Raw genomic sequence first — 16,876 nt, 5'->3', positions numbered from 1 at the left:
ATGAACGGTGCTGTCATCGACCCCTCAAAGGCTCCCGTTATTCCTCCGTTTCTCGTTGATGTAGAATGGAGCAATCTTCCGGTGGTGACCACCGATTGTATTGTCATCGGCTCGGGAATAGCAGGTCTGTATACGGCTATTGAGCTTGCGAAGGACCGTCAGGTACTGCTCATTACGAAGAAGACGCTAATGGAGAGCAATACCCGGTATGCCCAGGGCGGCATTGCTGCCGTGACGGCAGAGGATGATTCCCCGATCTATCACCGGCAGGACACGCTGCTTGCAGGAGCAGGTCTCTGTTCCTCGGCAGCCGTTGACGTGCTCGTTCATGAGGGACCCGAAGGCGTAAAGGAGCTTATCCGTCTGGGTACCCTGTTTGATGAGGAGAACGGCGTGCTGGCACTCACCCGGGAAGGTGCTCACAGTCACCGGCGAATTCTTCATGCCAATGGAGATGCAACAGGACATGAGATTGTGCGGGCACTCTCCGACAAGGTTCAAAGCCATCCTCGGGTAGAGGTATGGGACGATCATTTTGCAATTGATCTTGTCACCCGGAGCGGAGCCTGCCTCGGAGCGCTGGTGCAGATGCCGGATGGAAGCCGCACCTTTGTACGCGGCGAAGCCACCGTGCTGTGCTCAGGCGGTTCCGGTCAGCTGTATCGATATACGACGAATCCGGAGGTGGCGACCTCCGATGGAGTGGCTATGGCTTACCGAGCAGGGGCTACAGTCCGCGACATGGAGTTTATTCAGTTTCATCCGACGGCGTTAAGCTATCCCGGTGCACCACGCTTTTTGATCTCGGAGGCCGTGCGGGGTGAAGGAGCCTACTTGCGCAACATTAAAGGCGAGCGCTTCATGCACCGGTATCATGAGCTGCTGGAGCTCGCTCCCCGCGATATTGTCGCTCGGGCGATCGTCAGCGAAATGGAGGAAACCCGATCCACATTCGTCTATCTGGACATTACGCATGAATCTGAGGAAATGATCAAGCATCGTTTCCCCACTATATATGAAACCTGCATGCGGTACGGCCTGGACCTGACCAGTGACTGGATTCCGGTTTCTCCTGCTGCTCATTATATGATGGGCGGTGTCAAAACCGATCTGCACGGCGAAAGCAGTCTTTCACGCCTGTTTGCATGCGGTGAGGTATCCTCCACCGGTGTGCACGGAGCCAACCGGCTCGCCAGCAACTCCTTGTCGGAAGCGCTGGTGTACGGACGACGGATCGCAGAAGCCATCCGCAGGCTGTCTCCACTGGAGGAAGGCCTTCAGCCGGAGGCCTTCAGCTGGGAGCGCAGAGAGCTGGCTTCCCAGCCTATTGTCGAGCGGCGCCTCAAGCTGCAAAAGGTCATGGTGCGCTACGCCGGACTTCGACGGACCCAGGAAACGCTGCTTCGCGCGATGGAGGAGCTGAAGCGTCAGCTGCCGCTGCTGCACTCGGTGCTGACCCGGCGGGAGGAGTATGAGTTTGCGAACCTGCTCACCAGCTCCCTGCTCGTCATCCAGGGAGCTCTTTACCGCGAGGAAAGCCGCGGAGCTCATTATCGGGAGGATTTCCCGGAGCGAGATGATATGAAGTGGCGCAAGCACATTGTACAGGGCCGCGATCAAGGAATGACGGAGGAAATCAGTGATGATGTTTAACGGATATAACGAAAATCTGGCTGCAGATATACGTTCCTGGCTGCGCGAGGACGTCGGCTCCGGCGATATTACCACCTTGTCTACAATTCCGCCGGGCCACGAGTCTAAGGGAGTCATCCATGCCAAGGAAGACGGTGTGGTGGCCGGAATGCCTGCCGCAAAGCTGGTGTTCGAGATTGTAGATAAAGACCTTATGTTTCACGCGCATGTTGAGGATGGACAGGAAGTCAAGAAGGGCGATATTCTGGCGATCGTTGAGGGCAGTACGCATCATATTCTGACCGGTGAACGGCTCGCTCTGAATTTACTGCAGCGTCTCTCGGGCATTGCCACAAAGACACGTGCATTCGTGAATGCCCTGGAGGGCCTGCCAACCCGTCTCGTCGATACACGCAAGACGACACCGGGTCACCGGATGCTTGAGAAGTATGCCGTACGGATCGGCGGCGGGGGTAATCACCGCTTTGGCTTGTATGATGCCGTCATGATCAAGGACAATCATATTAAGGGCGCAGGCAGCATTGGGGCTGCGGTATCCAGATCCCGCAGCGTTATCCCGCACACGATGAAGATTGAGGTGGAGACGGAGTCCATCGCGCAGGTGCAGGAGGCTCTTGCGGCGGGGGCCGATATTATCATGCTTGATAATATGGATGATTCGCAGATGAAGGAGGCCGTGAGCCTCATCAAGGGACATTCCCCGCACGTGATGACCGAGGCTTCCGGCAATGTCACGCTGGAGACAGTGCGGCAGATCGCATCAAGCGGAGTGGATGTTATTTCTGTCGGCCGGTTAACCTACTCTTTTCAGAGCCTGGACATCAGTCTGGATCTCAATGGCAAAAAAGGGGGTACCGCATGATTCTCGTCGTCGATATCGGAAATACGAATATTGTGCTCGGCATTTATGAGCACAAAGAGCTGCTGCATCATTTTCGAATCAGTACCTCCCGTCAATCTACAGTAGATGAGTATGGCGTACTGATTCATAATCTGTTTCAGATGTCTCAAATCTCGGTAAACGACATAGAAGGGGTTATTGTCTCGTCCGTAGTGCCGCCGTTAATTCCGGTGGTGGAAGAGATGTGCCGTAAATATATGAGTCAGGATCCCCTGATCGTCGGCCCCGGCATCAAGACAGGGCTGAATTTGCGCAATGACAATCCGCGCGAGGTCGGAGCGGACCGTATTGTCAATGCTGTGGCCGCCGTTGAAAAATATGGCGGCGGGCCGCTGATCGTCGTTGACTTTGGAACAGCTACGACGTTCGATTGTATTGACGCCAGCGGCAGCTATTTGGGTGGGGCCATTGTTCCGGGGGTCGGCATTGCGGCGGAAGCGCTCGTGCAGCGGGCGTCAAAGCTGCCCCGCATTGAGCTGGAGAAGCCCAAGAAGGCGATTGGCCGCAACACCGTGCATGCTATGCAATCCGGGATGATTTTTGGCTATGCGGGACAGGTCGAGGGCCTGGTAAGGCGCATAAAAGCCGAGCTGGGAACGGACAATGTTAAGGTTATCGCAACCGGCGGACTGGCAGAGCTGATCTCGGGAGAAACCCATTGTATTGACGATATTGATCCGCTCCTGACCCTCGATGGGCTGCGGATTATTTACGAACGAAACGAATAAGTGCTGCAGGGAACGCAACGAACAGGGACTTCAAGGAGTTATATATAAAGAAGAGCATGAGCTAACGACTCAAAAGGAGGCTGAAGATGGATAACAGCATAGACCGCATTCTCCGCGGAACGGCCATGAACGGTAAGGTCCGGGCATTTGCCGTACGGACGACCGATCTGGTTGAGGAGCTGCGACGCAGACATGATACTTTTCCCGTCGTAACAGCCGCATTAGGAAGAACGGCGTCCGCCGCTGCCATGATGGGCGCTATGATGAAAGGGGAAGAGCGGCTCAGCATTCAGGTGAGGGGCGATGGACCGATTGGTCTGATTGCGGCTGAAGCCAATGCCCGAGGCGAGGTGCGCGGTTATGTGAATAACCCGCATGTGGAGATGACGAACATCCGTCCCGGCAAAATGAATGTCGCTGCTGCAGTAGGCACGAGCGGATATATCCACGTGATCAAGGACCTTGGCCTTAAGGAGCCCTACCGTGGCAGTATACCGATCGTGTCGGGTGAGCTGGCGGAGGATTTCACATATTACTTCGCCGTATCCGAGCAGACCAATTCTGCAGTCAGTCTGGGCGTATTGGTATCCCCGGACTATACGGTAGCCAATGCCGGCGGCTTTATTATTCAGCTTCTGCCCGGCATTACGGATGAGGAAATCGGAACCATTGAAAAAGCTATTCAGGACATTCCACCGATCACGACATTGCTGGAGGAAGGGCTTGAGCTGGAAGACATTCTGAAGCGGCTGCTGCCCGACATTACGATTTTGGAGGAGACGAAGGTAAGCTTTACCTGCGACTGTTCCCGTGAACGGGTGGAGCGCGCGCTGATCAGCATGGGTGAGGGCGAGCTGCAGGCGATGATTGATGAGGACCGGAAGGCCGAGGTGACCTGTCACTTCTGCAATGAGGTCTATACATTTGATGAGGAAGAATTGATAGCCGTTTTACAACGGGCGAAATCTTAAAGATATGGGATGAGCAGCCGATGACGAAACAGGAAAAGGCACTGTGGGCAGCTGTAATGGTTCTGTCAGCAGGTTTGCTTTTTATGGGGAGCTGGATGGTGTTCTCGGGGGCTCTGTCGCGGGAGGGATTGTCCAGAGAGGAAGGCAGCGGCTCATCGGCCGTAGCCATGGTGCAGGAGCAGGCAATCACGGAAGAAGCGTGGAGCCGTGAGCTGAAGCGAAGATACGGCAGCGAAGTGCTGCTGACGATGATGAACCGCCAGGTCGCTGCGCTGGAAGCGGAGCAGGCCAATATCACGGTAGCTCCGGAGGAGATTGAACAGGAGCTGGATCGGATGGCTCAGTCCTACGGCTCCCGGCAACGTTTCCTGGAGGCTATGGGACAGCTGGGCTTGTCCGAAGAGGTGCTGAAGGAAGAAACCGAATACCGGCTGCTGCTGGAGAAAATTGCAACGGCAGACGTCAAGGTCAGCTCTATCGAGATTGATCAATATCTAGAGGACCATCCGGATCAGTTCGTGCCCAAGAAGCAGCTGGACCTGTCGCTGATCAAGGTGGAGGAGGAGTCACTGGCGAATGAGCTGCTGGACCGTCTGGAGGACGGTGAGGATTTTGCAGCTCTTGCTGCCGAGCACTCGATCGACGAATACACGAGAGAAGACGGCGGCCGGCTGGGACTGATTGAAGAGGATGATCCTTTTCAGCCGCAAGAGCTGATGGAGACCGTGCAGGAGCTGAGCAGCGGCGATATTGCAGGACCGATTGCGCTGGAGGACGGCTTTGGTATTGTATATGTCAAAAGAATTCTCGTGCCGGCAGCGCCAGATCCGAAGCTCACTCGCGAGACCGTCCGCAGACAGCTGGCTCTGGAGCGTTCCGAATCCTTAAGTCAGCTGGAGCAGCGGCTCCGCAGCAAATATGAAGCCCGGATGCTGGCAGGGGCGTCGCCCGCGCCATTCCGGCAACCGTAAAACAGGCCTTTGCAGCTTATTTCTCCGGCTGCCAAGGCCTGTTTCGTATGGAGACTTCCTGTGATTTTAGGTTGTTGACACAGGACAGAATCGTTGATAATATGGAGTTACAAAACCTAGCGTTTTACTCGGATATTAATGAAACTATTCATGCAATAAATAAAGATACGAATGCAGTGGAATATATCATACAGGGAGGCAGTTACCATGGCTAAAGTCGTTAATAATGTAACGGAATTGATCGGAGGAACACCGCTGGTTCGCTTGAACCGTCTGGCGGAGGAAGGCAGCGCAGAGATTTATCTGAAGCTGGAATACCAGAATCCCGGCTCCAGCGTCAAGGACCGGATCGCGGTCAGCATCGTGGAAGAAGCCGAGAAGGAAGGCAAGCTGAAGGCGGGCGACACCATTGTTGAGGCAACGAGCGGCAACACAGGGATCGGCCTTGCGATGGTTGCGGCAGCCAAGGGCTACAGAGCGGTTATTGTAATGCCGGAAACGATGAGCCTGGAGCGTCGTAACCTGCTGCGTGCTTACGGCGCAGAGCTGGTGCTGACACCTGGATCTGAAGGCATGAACGGCGCGGTGAAGAAGGCCGAGGAGCTGGTTCGCAGCAATCCTTCCTACTTCATGGCAGAGCAGTTCCGCAATCAGGCGAACGTGAAGATTCACCGTGAAACGACAGGACCAGAAATTGTGGAGGCGATTCAATCCGTGGGCGGCAGTCTGGATGCATTCGTAGCCGGCATCGGCACGGGCGGAACGATCTCGGGCGCTGGTGAAGTGCTGAAGAACGCGTTCCCGGATGTGAAGATTTACGCAGTAGAGCCAGCAGCATCCCCGATTTTGGCGGGAGGCCAGCCGGGTCCGCATAAGATTCAAGGTATCGGTGCGAACTTCATTCCGGAGATTTTGAACCGTGACATTTATGATGAGATTATCCATGTCGAGAACGATGATGCTTTCGAGACGGCACGCCGTGTGGCCAAAGAAGAAGGCGTACTGGCCGGCATTTCCTCCGGGGCTGCGGTACACGCTGCACTGAAGGTTGCCAAGCAGCTTGGCGAAGGCAAGCGCGTCGTTGTTATTATTCCGAGTAACGGTGAGCGTTACCTGAGCACACCGCTGTATAACTTTGAATCCTAATTGCACTTAAATTTATAGAGAAACAGCCTTCAATGCAGGACGCATTGAAGGCTTTGTTTCTTTCCCGGGGGTTCGGATGGGGCAGCGCCGGAATGGACATTGTATAGAGAACAAGGCGTATGCTGCTTACTGCGGGGTTTTCAAGCCGGACGGGATGAAGTATACTGACAGGCAACAGACAGCATTTTTCACGGATAGGGAGGAAAGGCATGGAACGAACAACAAAGCTGGCCGAATGGTTAAATTGGGTGGAGGAAGGCTGGACCATGCTGCCTTATTTAGCACGAGGGACCAAGGTCTATCCCGAGCTGCCAGAAACATGGACCCCGGCCTGGCAGGCCTCCTCTCCCTATTCGTTCGTGCTGGAGAGCGGAAAGAGCGGAAGATACACCTATGTAGGGACAGATCCGGTGTCAGTGCTTACCGGTAAAGGCACGGAAGCGAAGGTGCTGGATCTGCGCACTGGAGAGTCGAAGCCGCTTCACGGCGATCCGCTGCCGCTGCTGGAGCAGTGGATGCGTCCGTACCGGGCACCGCGCACTCCCGGTTGGCCGGATTTCCGGGGCGGTTGTGCCGGCTTCCTCGGCTATGATGTCATCCGCTCGCTGGAGCAGCTCCCGGTTATTGCCGGCGATGACGCCGGTTTCCCGGATTATTTGTGGATGCGGATGGAGTCGCAGTGGATCTATGATCATCAGGAGCATGCGCTGTACTGCGCTGTTCATATCCCATGGAAGCCGGATGAGGGAAGCAAGGACAGCTTAAACGGGGACAGTCTGCAGCCAGCAGAACACCCCGCGGGATTCCCGTTAACTGCGGAGGATAAGATGAAGCTGCAGCTTCTATATGAGCAAGCTGAGGCTAAAGCGCAAAGCATGCTTAAGACCTGGGAGCAGTGGATAACGGGAGATACTGAAGAGCGCTCTGCAGAGCAAGCCCTCACTGCCGCAAGACGTCAAAAAGCAACGTCACTGCTGGTGCCGGAGGTGGCGGGCTGGGATGCGCTGGAGAGCCCTTTTTCCAAGGAGGCCTTTCAGCAGGCAGTTGAAGATATTCAGGAATATATCCGCAATGGAGATGTATTTCAGGTGAACCTCTCGCTTCGGCGTCACGTGAAGCTTAGGTCTCATCCTTCTCAAGTGTATGAGTGGCTGCGCGTGCTCAATCCTTCACCTTACATGGGCTATTTGAATTCGCCGGGGTTTGCGCTGTCGAGCGCTTCGCCGGAGCTCTTGATCAAGCTGGATGGCGGAAAGGTAACCGCGCGCCCGATTGCCGGTACCCGCCGGAGGGGTGCCACTCCACAAGAGGATGCCGCGATGGAGGCCGAGCTGCTGCAGACGGAGAAGGAACGGGCGGAGCATATCATGCTGGTCGATCTGGAGCGCAATGATATTGGCCGTATTGCAGCCTATGGCTCGGTGAAGGTGCCGGAGCTGATGACGATCGAGCGTTACTCGCACGTGATGCATCTGGTTTCTCAAGTGGAGGGACAGCTGGCCGAGGGGAAGCATGCTTATGACGTGATCGCTGCTGCCTTTCCCGGCGGAACGATCACCGGGGCCCCCAAGATCCGCACCATGGAAATTATCGAGGAGCTGGAGCCGGTCACAAGAGGTCCCTACACAGGGTCGATGGGCTGGATCGATTATAATGGAGATATGGAGTTAAATATCATTATACGTACCTTAGCGGTCAAGGACGGAATCGGATATATTCAGGCGGGAGCCGGCATTGTCATTGACTCCGAGCCTTACCGGGAATACCGCGAATGCCATAATAAGGCGAAGGCCTTGATCGCTGCCGTCATGTGCAGTGAAGAAGAGGCTGCAGCCGCAGCTTTAAGATAAGGGGAGATAATCATGATTCTGGTCATTGATAATTACGATTCTTTTACCTATAACCTGGTGCAATATTTGGGAGAGATTGGCGAAGAGGTTCAGGTGTACCGCAATGATGAAATTGATCTTGCCGGTATTGAAGAGCTCGCACCGGATCATATTCTGATCTCGCCGGGGCCGTGCACGCCGAATGAGGCCGGCATTAGCCTGGACGTGATTCAGCATTTTAAGGGTAGCATCCCTATTTTCGGCGTCTGTCTCGGTCATCAGGCGATCGGACAAGCATTTGGCGGCAACGTGATTCGGGCGGAGCGCTTGATGCATGGCAAGACCTCGCCTATTCATCATCATGGCACCTCCGTTTTCCAGGGTCTGAGCAATCCTTTTACCGCGACGAGATATCACTCGCTGCTGGTGGAGAAGGAAAGTCTGCCTGACTGTCTGGAGGTTACAGCCTGGACCGAAGAGGGCGAAATTATGGGGCTGCGGCACAAGGAATATCCGATCGAAGGCGTTCAGTTTCATCCTGAATCCATTATTACGGACCATGGCCACCAAATGCTGCGCAGCTTTCTGCAGAACAAGGCCGGCGCTCAGGCATGAGGCTGGTTGGCCTCAACAGACAAGTGATTCCGGCATCTCAGGCCTCCATCTCGGTGCTTGATCATGGGCTGCTCTACGGGATGGGGCTGTTTGAGACCTTTCGTACTTACGACGGGGTGCCTTTTTTGCTGGACCGGCATTTAAAGCGATTGGAAGAGAGCTGCAGCGTGCTGGGCATTCCGTATACCCAGGATGACAGCACCTTCCGGGACTGGCTGCAGGCTCTGCTAGCCGCTAACGACTTGAAGGATGCTTATGTGCGGTATACGGTAACGGCCGGAGAGGGCGGTCTCGGCTTGCCATCTGGTATGTATGAAGCTCCACAGGAGCTGCTTCTCGTGAAGCCGCTCCCCGTAATGCCTGACGAAGCGTATCTGAAGGGGAGAGGGCTACAGCTGCTGCATACACCCCGCAATACGCCGGAGACGCCGGTCAGGCTGAAGTCGCTGCACTACATGAACAGCATTATAGCCAAAAAAGAACTGCAAAGTTACCCGGAGGCCGTTGCGCTCCAAGCCGAGGGCTGCATGCTGACCGTAAACCAGGAGCTGGCGGAGGGCATTGTAAGCAATCTGTTTTTTATCCGGGAGGGCCACCTGTATACGCCGGACATCGGCACCGGCATCTTGCCCGGTATTACCCGGACGGCGGTGCTGGAGCTGGCGCAGCAGCTTTCCATTCCCGTCCATGAAGGCCGTTATGGCTGGGAGGACCTGCTGGAAGCGGATGAGGTGTTTACGACAGGCTCTGTTCAGGAGCTGATGCCGATCACTTCTCTGCTCGCCCAGGGACAGAAAACCGCATTGGTAGGGTCTGGTGTCATGGGCCCGATTACGGGGCAGCTTTTACAGGCCTACCGGCAATGGACCGGGAACAGACAGGAAGGCAGGGGACTTCGAGGATGAGAATCACCGTGTACGAGCAGACATACAAGTGCGGTCAGACCGAGCTGAAGCTGGGCAGTGCTACACTGATCATGGGCATTCTGAATGTTACGCCGGACTCTTTTTCCGATGGGGGCAGGTATCTGGATTCGGGGCGTGCTGTGGAGCATGCACTGAGGCTGGTGGAGGAGGGTGCAGATCTGATTGATATCGGGGGAGAGTCCACGCGTCCGGGACATCAGCCCGTCCGTGCTGAGGAAGAGCTGAGCCGGGTCATTCCGGTGATTGAGGCGATTCATAAAGCAGCGCCGCATATCCCGCTGTCCATCGACACGTACAAGGCGGAGGTAGCGCGGCAGGCGATACAGGCCGGGGCGCACATCATTAATGATGTCTGGGGCTGTAAAAAGGATCCCCAAATGGCATCCACAGCCGCAGCGCTGGACTGCCCGATCATTCTGATGCATAACCGTCAGGATGAGAACTATACAGATCTCATAGAAGATATGAAGAAGGATCTGCTGGAAAGCGTAGATATTGCACTCCAGGCCGGCGTCAATCCCGCCCGGATTCTACTGGATCCCGGTATCGGATTCGCTAAAAATCACAGCCAGAACCTGCAGGTCATGAGTGCGCTGGATGAGCTCGTTCACTTGGGGTATCCCGTGCTGCTGGCTACCTCGCGCAAGCGATTTATCCGCACCGCGCTGAACCTGCCAGTGGAGGATGTCGTCGAGGGAACCGCAGCTACGGTTGCGTTCGGGATCGCGCAGGGCTGTCAGCTGGTTCGGGTGCATGATGTGGCGCAGATGAAACGAACGGTTGCGATGAGTGATGCCATGCTTTACGCTTCACCCCAGTTGACCCGCAGGCTGCCTGCAGGAAGTATTTAGTAACGATCAACGTTCAGGAAAGGCGGTATGGATCCATGGATAAGATGAGCCTGCGCAAAATGGAATATTACGCCTATGTCGGCGTATTTGAAGAGGAACGAAAGCTGGGACAGCGCTATTATGTGGACCTGGAGCTGGAGCTGGATTTAAAAGAGGCCGGGCTGCGCGATGACTTGACCCTCACGGTCAATTATGCGGAGGTCCACGAGCTGCTTCTCAGTGTGATGAAAAACAAGCAATTCCAGCTGATCGAGGCTTTAGCGGAGTATATTGCAACCGAAATGCTCCGCACTTATACTAGTATCGTTGCATTAACCGTTAAAGTAACCAAGCCGCATCCGCCTTTTGATATTCATTTTGAGGGTGTTACCGTAGAGCTGCACCGAACCAGAAAGTGAGACGCCATGATGAATGCACACACTACCTCTGAATGCTCAGAGGCTTATATTGCTTTAGGGGCTAATTTGGGAGATCGGGAACAGACGATGCTGGAGGCGCTGAGGCAGCTGGACAAGCACCCCAGCATTCAGGTCCTCCGCTGCTCCAGTCTATACGAGACCGAACCGGTAGGATATGTGGATCAGCCGATGTTCTTGAACATGGCCGCCGCCATCTCCACCTTGCTGTCTCCGCTTGAGCTGCTGGCTGTCATGCAGCGTATTGAGAGCCGTCTTGGCCGCAAACGACTGGTTCATTGGGGCCCCCGCACGGTGGATTTGGATCTGCTGTGGATGACGGGACAGAACATGAACACCCGGGAGCTGATTCTTCCGCATCCGCGGATGCTGGAGAGAGCCTTCGTGCTGATGCCGCTGGGTGACATCGTTCCCGAGGATGAGCCTTCCGGCCTGCATATGACGGTCAAGACAGCGCTTGAGAGCTTGGAAGGAAAGGAAGGAATACAGCTTTGGAAAACATGCAGCTTGCACAGCGGATCCGCGCTTTCCGAAAGTTAAAGGGCCTGACCCAGCAGCAGCTGGCTGCGCAAATTGAGGTTTCACTTGCCGTGCTCGGAGCTGTGGAGCGGGGAAATCGGCGGGCTGACGAAGCTCTGCTTTCCCGAATTGCAGATGCTCTGGGTATTTCTTTAGACGAACTGACCCTGCGTGGTTGATCATAGAACCATCATTGGAGGAAAGGGGTGAACTTAACTTCACATGCTGAAGATCGGAAAGATCGAGATGAAGAATCAGGTTGTGCTGGCGCCGATGGCCGGTGTATGCAACCCTGCCTTCCGCTTGATTGCGAAGGAGTTTGGCACGGGCCTCGTCTGTGCCGAAATGGTGAGCGGGAAAGCGATCGTTCATGGCAACAAGCGTACCCAGGAGATGCTGTTTGTGGATGAGCGGGAGAAGCCGCTGAGCCTGCAGATTTTTGGCGGTGACCGTCCGTCTCTGGTGGAGGCGGCGAAGGTCGTGGACAAAGAGACTAATGCGGATATCATCGACATTAACATGGGCTGTCCGGCACCTAAGGTCACTAAAATGGACGCCGGCGCCCGCTGGCTCCTGGACTCCAACAAGATCTATGAAATGGTAGCTGCAGTGGTAGACGCAGTCGATAAGCCGGTAACGGTTAAGATGCGGACTGGCTGGGACAGCGAGCATATTTTTGCGGTCGAAAATGCACAGGCCGTGGAGCGTGCCGGCGGACAGGCGGTCAGTGTTCATGGACGCACCCGTGAGCAGCAGTATACAGGCCGGGCGGACTGGAGCATCATTAAGCAGGTGAAGGAATCCGTCTCGATCCCGGTGATTGGCAACGGGGATGTAGTGACCCCGGAGGATGCCCGGCGCATGCTGGATGAAACCGGCTGTGACGGCGTTATGATTGGTCGGGGCGCTTTGGGTAATCCCTGGATGCTGTACCGCACGATCCAATACCTTCACCACGGAGAGCTGCTGGATGACCCGTCGCCGCAAGAGAAGATCAAGATTGCTACCCTGCACATGGATCGCTTGATTGCGCTCCGGGGTGAAGAAGCAGCAGTACGGGAGGTGCGGAAGCATCTGTCCTGGTACCTGAAGGGCTTGAAGGGCTCCGCCCGGATCAAGGATAGGATTATGGAAGGAACCCGGCGGGATCAGATGGTTGAGCTGCTGAACACGTATGTGGACCAGCTGGAGGAATGCGCCGCAGGGGAGAGCATCTATCCGCAGACGATACCAGCTGGGTAGCGTTTTCAAAACCTGCCGGTGTGCACATTGACTTTTTGAAATGGTTCCCATATAATTTCTCAGTATAATTTGCCGGAGCATCCGACAGACATCAGGGGGTTCTGATCCTCGGAGATTTGCATATAGTAGGGCATGATTTAAACTTTTTACATGACAGGAGAATCGGTTGAGATGAGCGATAAGGAAGTCATTCTTACACAGGATGGTCTGAAAAAGCTGGAAGATGAGCTCGAGAATCTGAAATCCGTTAAACGGCGCGAAGTTGCAGAGCGGATCAAGGTTGCCATCGGTTATGGCGACATCAGTGAAAATTCCGAGTATGAAGATGCCAAGAATGAACAAGCTTTTATAGAAGGCCGTATTATCACTTTGGAAAAAATGCTCCGTAATGCCCGCATCATCAATAACGAGGATATTAGCACAGACGCGGTTGGCGTGGGCAACACGGTCATTGTGGAGGATATGGAGTTTGGGGATACGATGGAATACACCATCGTCGGCACTGCAGAATCCGACCCATTGAACAACAAGATTTCCAACGAAAGCCCGGTAGGCAAGGCGATTATCGGCAAAGCAAAAGGCTCGGTGGTTGATGTCAACGTACCAGCCGGCGTCATTAAATATAAAATTGTAGACATTAAGAAGTAAGTTAGATCAGCATGCGCGGAAAGCTTCCTTTCGGGGAGCTTTTTTCGCTATGATAGCACCATCAGCCCAATGAGGCGGACAGGCTGCCGGCATTCCACCGGGAAGCGAGAATGAAGGAGATGAGCGTTACGATGACGGAAGAAAATCATCAACAAGAGCAGGGACAAGAGCAGGAGCTCAGCGAGCTGCTGCAGATCCGGCGTGCGAAGCTGGACGAGCTGCGCAAGCTCGGCATAGACCCGTTTGGGGGAAAATACGAAAGAACTCACCAGGCGGGAGAGCTGATGGAGGCTTACGATGCTCTCAGCAAGGAGGAGCTTGAGGAGAAGCAGGTTGAGGTGAACCTGGCTGGCCGGATTATGGCAAAACGGGGTATGGGCAAGGCTTCCTTTGCGCATATTCAGGACTTGAGCGGCCGTATCCAGATTTATGTGCGCCAGGATACCGTTCCAGCGGATAAGTATGAAGCATTCAGTATTTTGGATTTGGGTGACATTATCGGGATCAGCGGGACGCTGTTTAAGACAAAAACCGGTGAAACCACGGTAAAGGTACACAATCTGGAGGTACTGTCGAAATCGCTCTATCCGCTGCCGGAGAAATTCCATGGCTTGAAGGATGTAGAGCTGCGCTATCGTCAGCGTTACGTGGATCTGATCATTAACCCGGAGGTTCAAAAGACCTTCATTACGCGTTCCCGTATTATCCAGTCCATGCGCCGCTACCTGGATTCGCACGGATATCTGGAAGTGGAGACACCAACTCTGCATACGATTGCCGGCGGTGCCGCAGCACGTCCATTTATTACGCATCATAATGCGCTGGATATGGAGCTGTACATGCGAATCGCGATCGAGCTTCATTTGAAGCGTCTTATTGTCGGCGGCCTCGAAAAAGTGTACGAAATTGGCCGGGTATACCGCAATGAGGGCATTTCAACACGCCATAACCCGGAATTCACAATGATTGAGCTGTATGAAGCTTATGCGGATTACAAGGATATTATGGCACTGACAGAAAATCTGATCGCGCACATTGCGCAGGAAGTGCTGGGAACCCAGGTTGTGGAATATCAAGGCCAACAGGTTGACCTCAAGCCGGAATGGCGCCGCGTTTCCATGGTCGATGCCGTTAAGGAAGTGACTGGAGTCGACTTCGGCGTGCAGATGACCAATGAGGAAGCTCATGCCTTGGCCAAGGAGCATAAGGTGCCTGTCGAGAAGCATATGACCTTCGGTCATATTCTGAACGCGTTCTTTGAGCAGTTTGTAGAAGAGACGCTCATTCAGCCGACGTTTGTAACCGGACATCCAGTTGAAATTTCGCCGCTGGCCAAGAAAAACGATCAGGATCCGCGCTTTACCGACCGTTTCGAGCTGTTCATTGTCGCGCGTGAGCATGCCAATGCCTTCTCGGAGCTCAACGATCCAATCGATCAGCGCCAGCGCTTTGAGTCCCAGCTGAAGGAACGCGAGCAGGGTAATGATGAAGCCCATGAGATGGACGAGGATTTCCTGCGTGCGCTGGAGTACGGCATGCCGCCAACAGGAGGACTCGGCATCGGGATTGACCGCTTGATTATGCTGCTGACCAACGCCCCGTCGATCCGAGATGTGCTGCTCTTCCCGCATATGCGTCACCGGGCGCTGGACTAAGCGAGATACATGCTGCATAGAGCCTCCGGCCATCTGGCTGGAGCAATGAACATATCTAAAAGGACCCTTCCGCGTTATGGCAACGTGAGAGGGTCCTTTTTTACATGCATAGGATGCAGACTACGGCTGCTTGGGATCACGGCCTGACAGGCATGCGGCTGCAATCTCAGGCTTGCATATAGAATACAGGTGACGCTTTACCACAGATCGCATGAGATCTGGAGTCAGCTTCTCGGGTCTCATGACAGCATGCATGGCAAGTCCGTCAATCAGTCCGTAAAAGCGCTCTGTCTCCAGTTCCTGATCCAGCTGCAAGGGCGCAAGCTCCTGCTGAACAAGAGCATGGACGATGGTGGAGAACAAACGGCGCATATCCTCGTCCACTTGACTTCGAAGTGAGCCGAGTGTGGGATCCGAGAAGGATTTGACGACAAACGCGAACCATACCTCCATTTCCTGACGAGTTTCTTCCTCCAGCGGCAAAATCTCATCTACCAATAAAGGAGCATCCTTCAAAACATCTCCCGTAAACGAAATCCTGCTGATTCGCTCGTTGACCCGCTGCGTGACAAGCTTCATGGCATACGCGAACAGTTCCGATTGTGTAGCAAAATAATGCCGCAGCGAGCCTGAAGACAGCCCCGCCTCTTCTGCGATGTTGCGGACAGATGCATACTCCAGCCCATGCTGATGGATAACCCTCCACGCCGCGTGGGCTACTTTTTCTTTTTGCGCGTTGTGATCTACGATTTTTGGCATGGATAAAGTATAACATGTTGCTTGTTTATTTCGCACAAGTGTGCTAACTTATTTTTAAGACGACTGTACTAAAAAGGAGTGCAAAGCTGTGATTGCCGCCCTCATTGTAGGATGTGAGATTGGATTTTGGGTGCTCGTGCTGGCCGGATTGTGTGCGAGATATCTTTTTGGAAGGAAGAAGCTTGGTGCGTTGCTGCTCGCCGCTACTCCTGTAGTGGATCTCCTGCTGATCACGGTTACTGTTCTGGATTTGAAAAATGGAGCCGAAGCAAAGTGGGTACACGGACTCGCCGCTGTATATATCGGGGTAACGATTGCTTTTGGCCGGAGTATGATCTCTTGGTCGGATCAACGATTTGCTTACCGCTTTGCCGGTGGATCCAAACCGTTACCTAGAGCACGCACTGGAAGGGAGCATGCACGATTGGAACGTGAAGGCTGGCTTCGCCATCTGCTGTCCTGGTGTATTGGCTGTGTCATCCTTGCGGGGATGGTCTGGTATGTCGGAGAACCTGCAAACACGGAAGTATTGATTAGGATGGTGCAAGTGTGGAGTGCTGTGCTTGGCATTGATTTTATGATCAGCTTTAGCTATACCTTGTGGCCGAAGGGAGGGGTGAGAAGATAAACAATAAGTCTGTATATATATACCAATCAAAAAAATCCGCAAAGGGGTTGCATTGTGCTTCAGTGCTATGGTATATTTTATTTCCGGCCGCGAAACGGTGGTTGGATGTCACGGTGAAGAGACACGGCAAGCGAAATGCTTGAAATAAACTTTCAAAAAAAAGTGCTTGCTAAGTTGGTTGGAACGTGATATACTATAAAAGTTGCTGAGACGAGAGGTTGTCCAAGCGACAGAAACAGAATTGATCTTTGAAAACTGAACAACGAGTGAGTTAAACCGATCTTGCCTTACGGTGAGATCAACAATGAGATTTTATAATCTCGTCAGTTTTGAAATGAGCAATGGAACTCAACTTTCATGGAGAGTTTGATCCTGGCTCAGGACGAACGCTGGCGGCGTGCCTAATACATGCAAGTCG

18 protein-coding genes and 1 rRNA gene are annotated in these 16,876 nt (G+C 54.0%); 18 read left to right on the top strand and 1 reads right to left on the bottom strand.

The window, feature by feature from the left end; genetic code table 11:
• The 16 genes from nadB (at window position 1) to lysS (ending at window position 15,071) form a co-directional block, all read left to right on the top strand.
• Window positions 1-1,653: an L-aspartate oxidase gene (gene nadB, locus ACH6EH_RS17715; RefSeq protein ID WP_397333273.1), complete on the top strand. Its 1,653-nt coding sequence runs from the start codon at window positions 1-3 to the stop codon at window positions 1,651-1,653.
• Entirely contained in the window at window positions 1,643-2,515 is an 873-nt protein-coding gene (gene nadC, locus ACH6EH_RS17710) for a carboxylating nicotinate-nucleotide diphosphorylase (protein WP_397333272.1), read from the top strand. Before nadB ends, nadC begins: the two co-directional genes overlap by 11 nt.
• Complete coding sequence (locus ACH6EH_RS17705) at window positions 2,512-3,282, top strand: type III pantothenate kinase (protein WP_138223946.1); 771 nt, start codon at window positions 2,512-2,514, stop codon at window positions 3,280-3,282. The genes nadC and ACH6EH_RS17705 overlap by 4 nt, the downstream gene beginning before the upstream one ends.
• 86 nt (window positions 3,283-3,368) lie before the next feature.
• Window positions 3,369-4,253: an Hsp33 family molecular chaperone HslO gene (gene hslO, locus ACH6EH_RS17700; RefSeq protein WP_397333271.1), complete on the top strand. Its 885-nt coding sequence runs from the start codon at window positions 3,369-3,371 to the stop codon at window positions 4,251-4,253.
• A 20-nt stretch (window positions 4,254-4,273) separates the two neighbouring features.
• Window positions 4,274-5,224, top strand: a complete 951-nt coding sequence (locus ACH6EH_RS17695; RefSeq protein WP_397333270.1) for a peptidylprolyl isomerase — start codon at window positions 4,274-4,276, stop codon at window positions 5,222-5,224.
• A gap of 207 nt (window positions 5,225-5,431) precedes the next feature.
• The gene (gene cysK / locus ACH6EH_RS17690; RefSeq protein WP_208204550.1) at window positions 5,432-6,370 is read left to right on the top strand and encodes a cysteine synthase A; all 939 of its coding nucleotides are present in this window, start codon (window positions 5,432-5,434) and stop codon (window positions 6,368-6,370) included.
• 209 nt (window positions 6,371-6,579) lie between these two features.
• Complete coding sequence (locus ACH6EH_RS17685; RefSeq protein ID WP_397333269.1) at window positions 6,580-8,220, top strand: anthranilate synthase component I family protein; 1,641 nt, start codon at window positions 6,580-6,582, stop codon at window positions 8,218-8,220.
• 12 nt (window positions 8,221-8,232) lie between these two features.
• A complete protein-coding gene (gene pabA, locus ACH6EH_RS17680; RefSeq protein ID WP_397333268.1) occupies window positions 8,233-8,814 on the top strand; it encodes an aminodeoxychorismate/anthranilate synthase component II in 582 nt (193 codons plus the stop codon).
• Entirely contained in the window at window positions 8,811-9,719 is a 909-nt protein-coding gene (locus ACH6EH_RS17675) for an aminotransferase class IV (protein ID WP_397333267.1), read from the top strand. Before pabA ends, ACH6EH_RS17675 begins: the two co-directional genes overlap by 4 nt.
• Window positions 9,716-10,591, top strand: a complete 876-nt coding sequence (gene folP / locus ACH6EH_RS17670) for a dihydropteroate synthase (RefSeq protein ID WP_397333266.1) — start codon at window positions 9,716-9,718, stop codon at window positions 10,589-10,591. The genes ACH6EH_RS17675 and folP overlap by 4 nt, the downstream gene beginning before the upstream one ends.
• A 35-nt stretch (window positions 10,592-10,626) precedes the next feature.
• A complete protein-coding gene (gene folB / locus ACH6EH_RS17665) occupies window positions 10,627-10,989 on the top strand; it encodes a dihydroneopterin aldolase (protein WP_397333265.1) in 363 nt (120 codons plus the stop codon).
• Window positions 10,990-10,998: 9 nt separating this feature from the next.
• Window positions 10,999-11,547 (top strand): 2-amino-4-hydroxy-6-hydroxymethyldihydropteridine diphosphokinase, encoded by a 549-nt coding sequence (gene folK, locus ACH6EH_RS17660; RefSeq protein WP_397333294.1) that lies wholly within the window; start codon window positions 10,999-11,001, stop codon window positions 11,545-11,547.
• Complete coding sequence (locus ACH6EH_RS17655) at window positions 11,499-11,705, top strand: helix-turn-helix domain-containing protein (protein ID WP_138223955.1); 207 nt, start codon at window positions 11,499-11,501, stop codon at window positions 11,703-11,705. The genes folK and ACH6EH_RS17655 overlap by 49 nt, the downstream gene beginning before the upstream one ends.
• 43 nt (window positions 11,706-11,748) lie before the next feature.
• Entirely contained in the window at window positions 11,749-12,768 is a 1,020-nt protein-coding gene (gene dusB, locus ACH6EH_RS17650; protein WP_397333264.1) for a tRNA dihydrouridine synthase DusB, read from the top strand.
• Between the two features lie 171 nt (window positions 12,769-12,939).
• The gene (gene greA, locus ACH6EH_RS17645; RefSeq protein ID WP_138227550.1) at window positions 12,940-13,416 is read left to right on the top strand and encodes a transcription elongation factor GreA; all 477 of its coding nucleotides are present in this window, start codon (window positions 12,940-12,942) and stop codon (window positions 13,414-13,416) included.
• Between the two features lie 131 nt (window positions 13,417-13,547).
• The gene (gene lysS, locus ACH6EH_RS17640; protein WP_208204555.1) at window positions 13,548-15,071 is read left to right on the top strand and encodes a lysine--tRNA ligase; all 1,524 of its coding nucleotides are present in this window, start codon (window positions 13,548-13,550) and stop codon (window positions 15,069-15,071) included.
• A gap of 120 nt (window positions 15,072-15,191) precedes the next feature.
• Here the strand turns inward: lysS and ACH6EH_RS17635 are convergent, their stop codons facing one another.
• Window positions 15,192-15,830, bottom strand: coding sequence for a TetR/AcrR family transcriptional regulator (locus ACH6EH_RS17635; protein ID WP_397333263.1), 639 nt, complete (start codon window positions 15,828-15,830; stop codon window positions 15,192-15,194).
• Between the two features lie 88 nt (window positions 15,831-15,918).
• On the opposite strand from ACH6EH_RS17635, the gene ACH6EH_RS17630 reads away from it, so the two are divergent.
• A complete protein-coding gene (locus ACH6EH_RS17630; RefSeq protein WP_397333262.1) occupies window positions 15,919-16,458 on the top strand; it encodes a hypothetical protein in 540 nt (179 codons plus the stop codon).
• A 354-nt stretch (window positions 16,459-16,812) separates the two neighbouring features.
• Window positions 16,813-16,876 (top strand): 16S ribosomal RNA (locus tag ACH6EH_RS17625); the annotation flags it as partial.

It is taken from the genome of Paenibacillus sp. JSM ZJ436 (assembly GCF_044383795.1).
GTDB classification, from domain to species: Bacteria; Bacillota; Bacilli; order Paenibacillales; family Paenibacillaceae; genus Paenibacillus_AQ; species Paenibacillus_AQ algicola.
The sequence above is the reverse complement of the archived record's forward strand: the minus strand, read 5'-3'. Positions and strand labels throughout refer to the sequence as shown.

What these genes read in the sequence shown, in the direction of transcription:
- hslO (WP_397333271.1), top strand. Translation starts at nt 3,369, where the DNA reads ATGGATAACAGCATAGACCGCATTCTCCGCGGAACGGCCATGAACGGT.
- nadC (WP_397333272.1), top strand. Translation starts at nt 1,643, where the DNA reads ATGATGTTTAACGGATATAACGAAAATCTGGCTGCAGATATACGTTCC.
- nadB (WP_397333273.1), top strand. Translation starts at nt 1, where the DNA reads ATGAACGGTGCTGTCATCGACCCCTCAAAGGCTCCCGTTATTCCTCCG.
- dusB (WP_397333264.1), top strand. Translation starts at nt 11,749, where the DNA reads ATGCTGAAGATCGGAAAGATCGAGATGAAGAATCAGGTTGTGCTGGCG.
- ACH6EH_RS17635 (WP_397333263.1), bottom strand. Translation starts at nt 15,830, where the DNA reads ATGCCAAAAATCGTAGATCACAACGCGCAAAAAGAAAAAGTAGCCCAC.
- ACH6EH_RS17685 (WP_397333269.1), top strand. Translation starts at nt 6,580, where the DNA reads ATGGAACGAACAACAAAGCTGGCCGAATGGTTAAATTGGGTGGAGGAA.
- cysK (WP_208204550.1), top strand. Translation starts at nt 5,432, where the DNA reads ATGGCTAAAGTCGTTAATAATGTAACGGAATTGATCGGAGGAACACCG.
- greA (WP_138227550.1), top strand. Translation starts at nt 12,940, where the DNA reads ATGAGCGATAAGGAAGTCATTCTTACACAGGATGGTCTGAAAAAGCTG.
- folK (WP_397333294.1), top strand. Translation starts at nt 10,999, where the DNA reads ATGAATGCACACACTACCTCTGAATGCTCAGAGGCTTATATTGCTTTA.
- ACH6EH_RS17675 (WP_397333267.1), top strand. Translation starts at nt 8,811, where the DNA reads ATGAGGCTGGTTGGCCTCAACAGACAAGTGATTCCGGCATCTCAGGCC.
- folB (WP_397333265.1), top strand. Translation starts at nt 10,627, where the DNA reads ATGGATAAGATGAGCCTGCGCAAAATGGAATATTACGCCTATGTCGGC.
- pabA (WP_397333268.1), top strand. Translation starts at nt 8,233, where the DNA reads ATGATTCTGGTCATTGATAATTACGATTCTTTTACCTATAACCTGGTG.
- ACH6EH_RS17695 (WP_397333270.1), top strand. Translation starts at nt 4,274, where the DNA reads ATGACGAAACAGGAAAAGGCACTGTGGGCAGCTGTAATGGTTCTGTCA.
- ACH6EH_RS17705 (WP_138223946.1), top strand. Translation starts at nt 2,512, where the DNA reads ATGATTCTCGTCGTCGATATCGGAAATACGAATATTGTGCTCGGCATT.
- lysS (WP_208204555.1), top strand. Translation starts at nt 13,548, where the DNA reads ATGACGGAAGAAAATCATCAACAAGAGCAGGGACAAGAGCAGGAGCTC.
- folP (WP_397333266.1), top strand. Translation starts at nt 9,716, where the DNA reads ATGAGAATCACCGTGTACGAGCAGACATACAAGTGCGGTCAGACCGAG.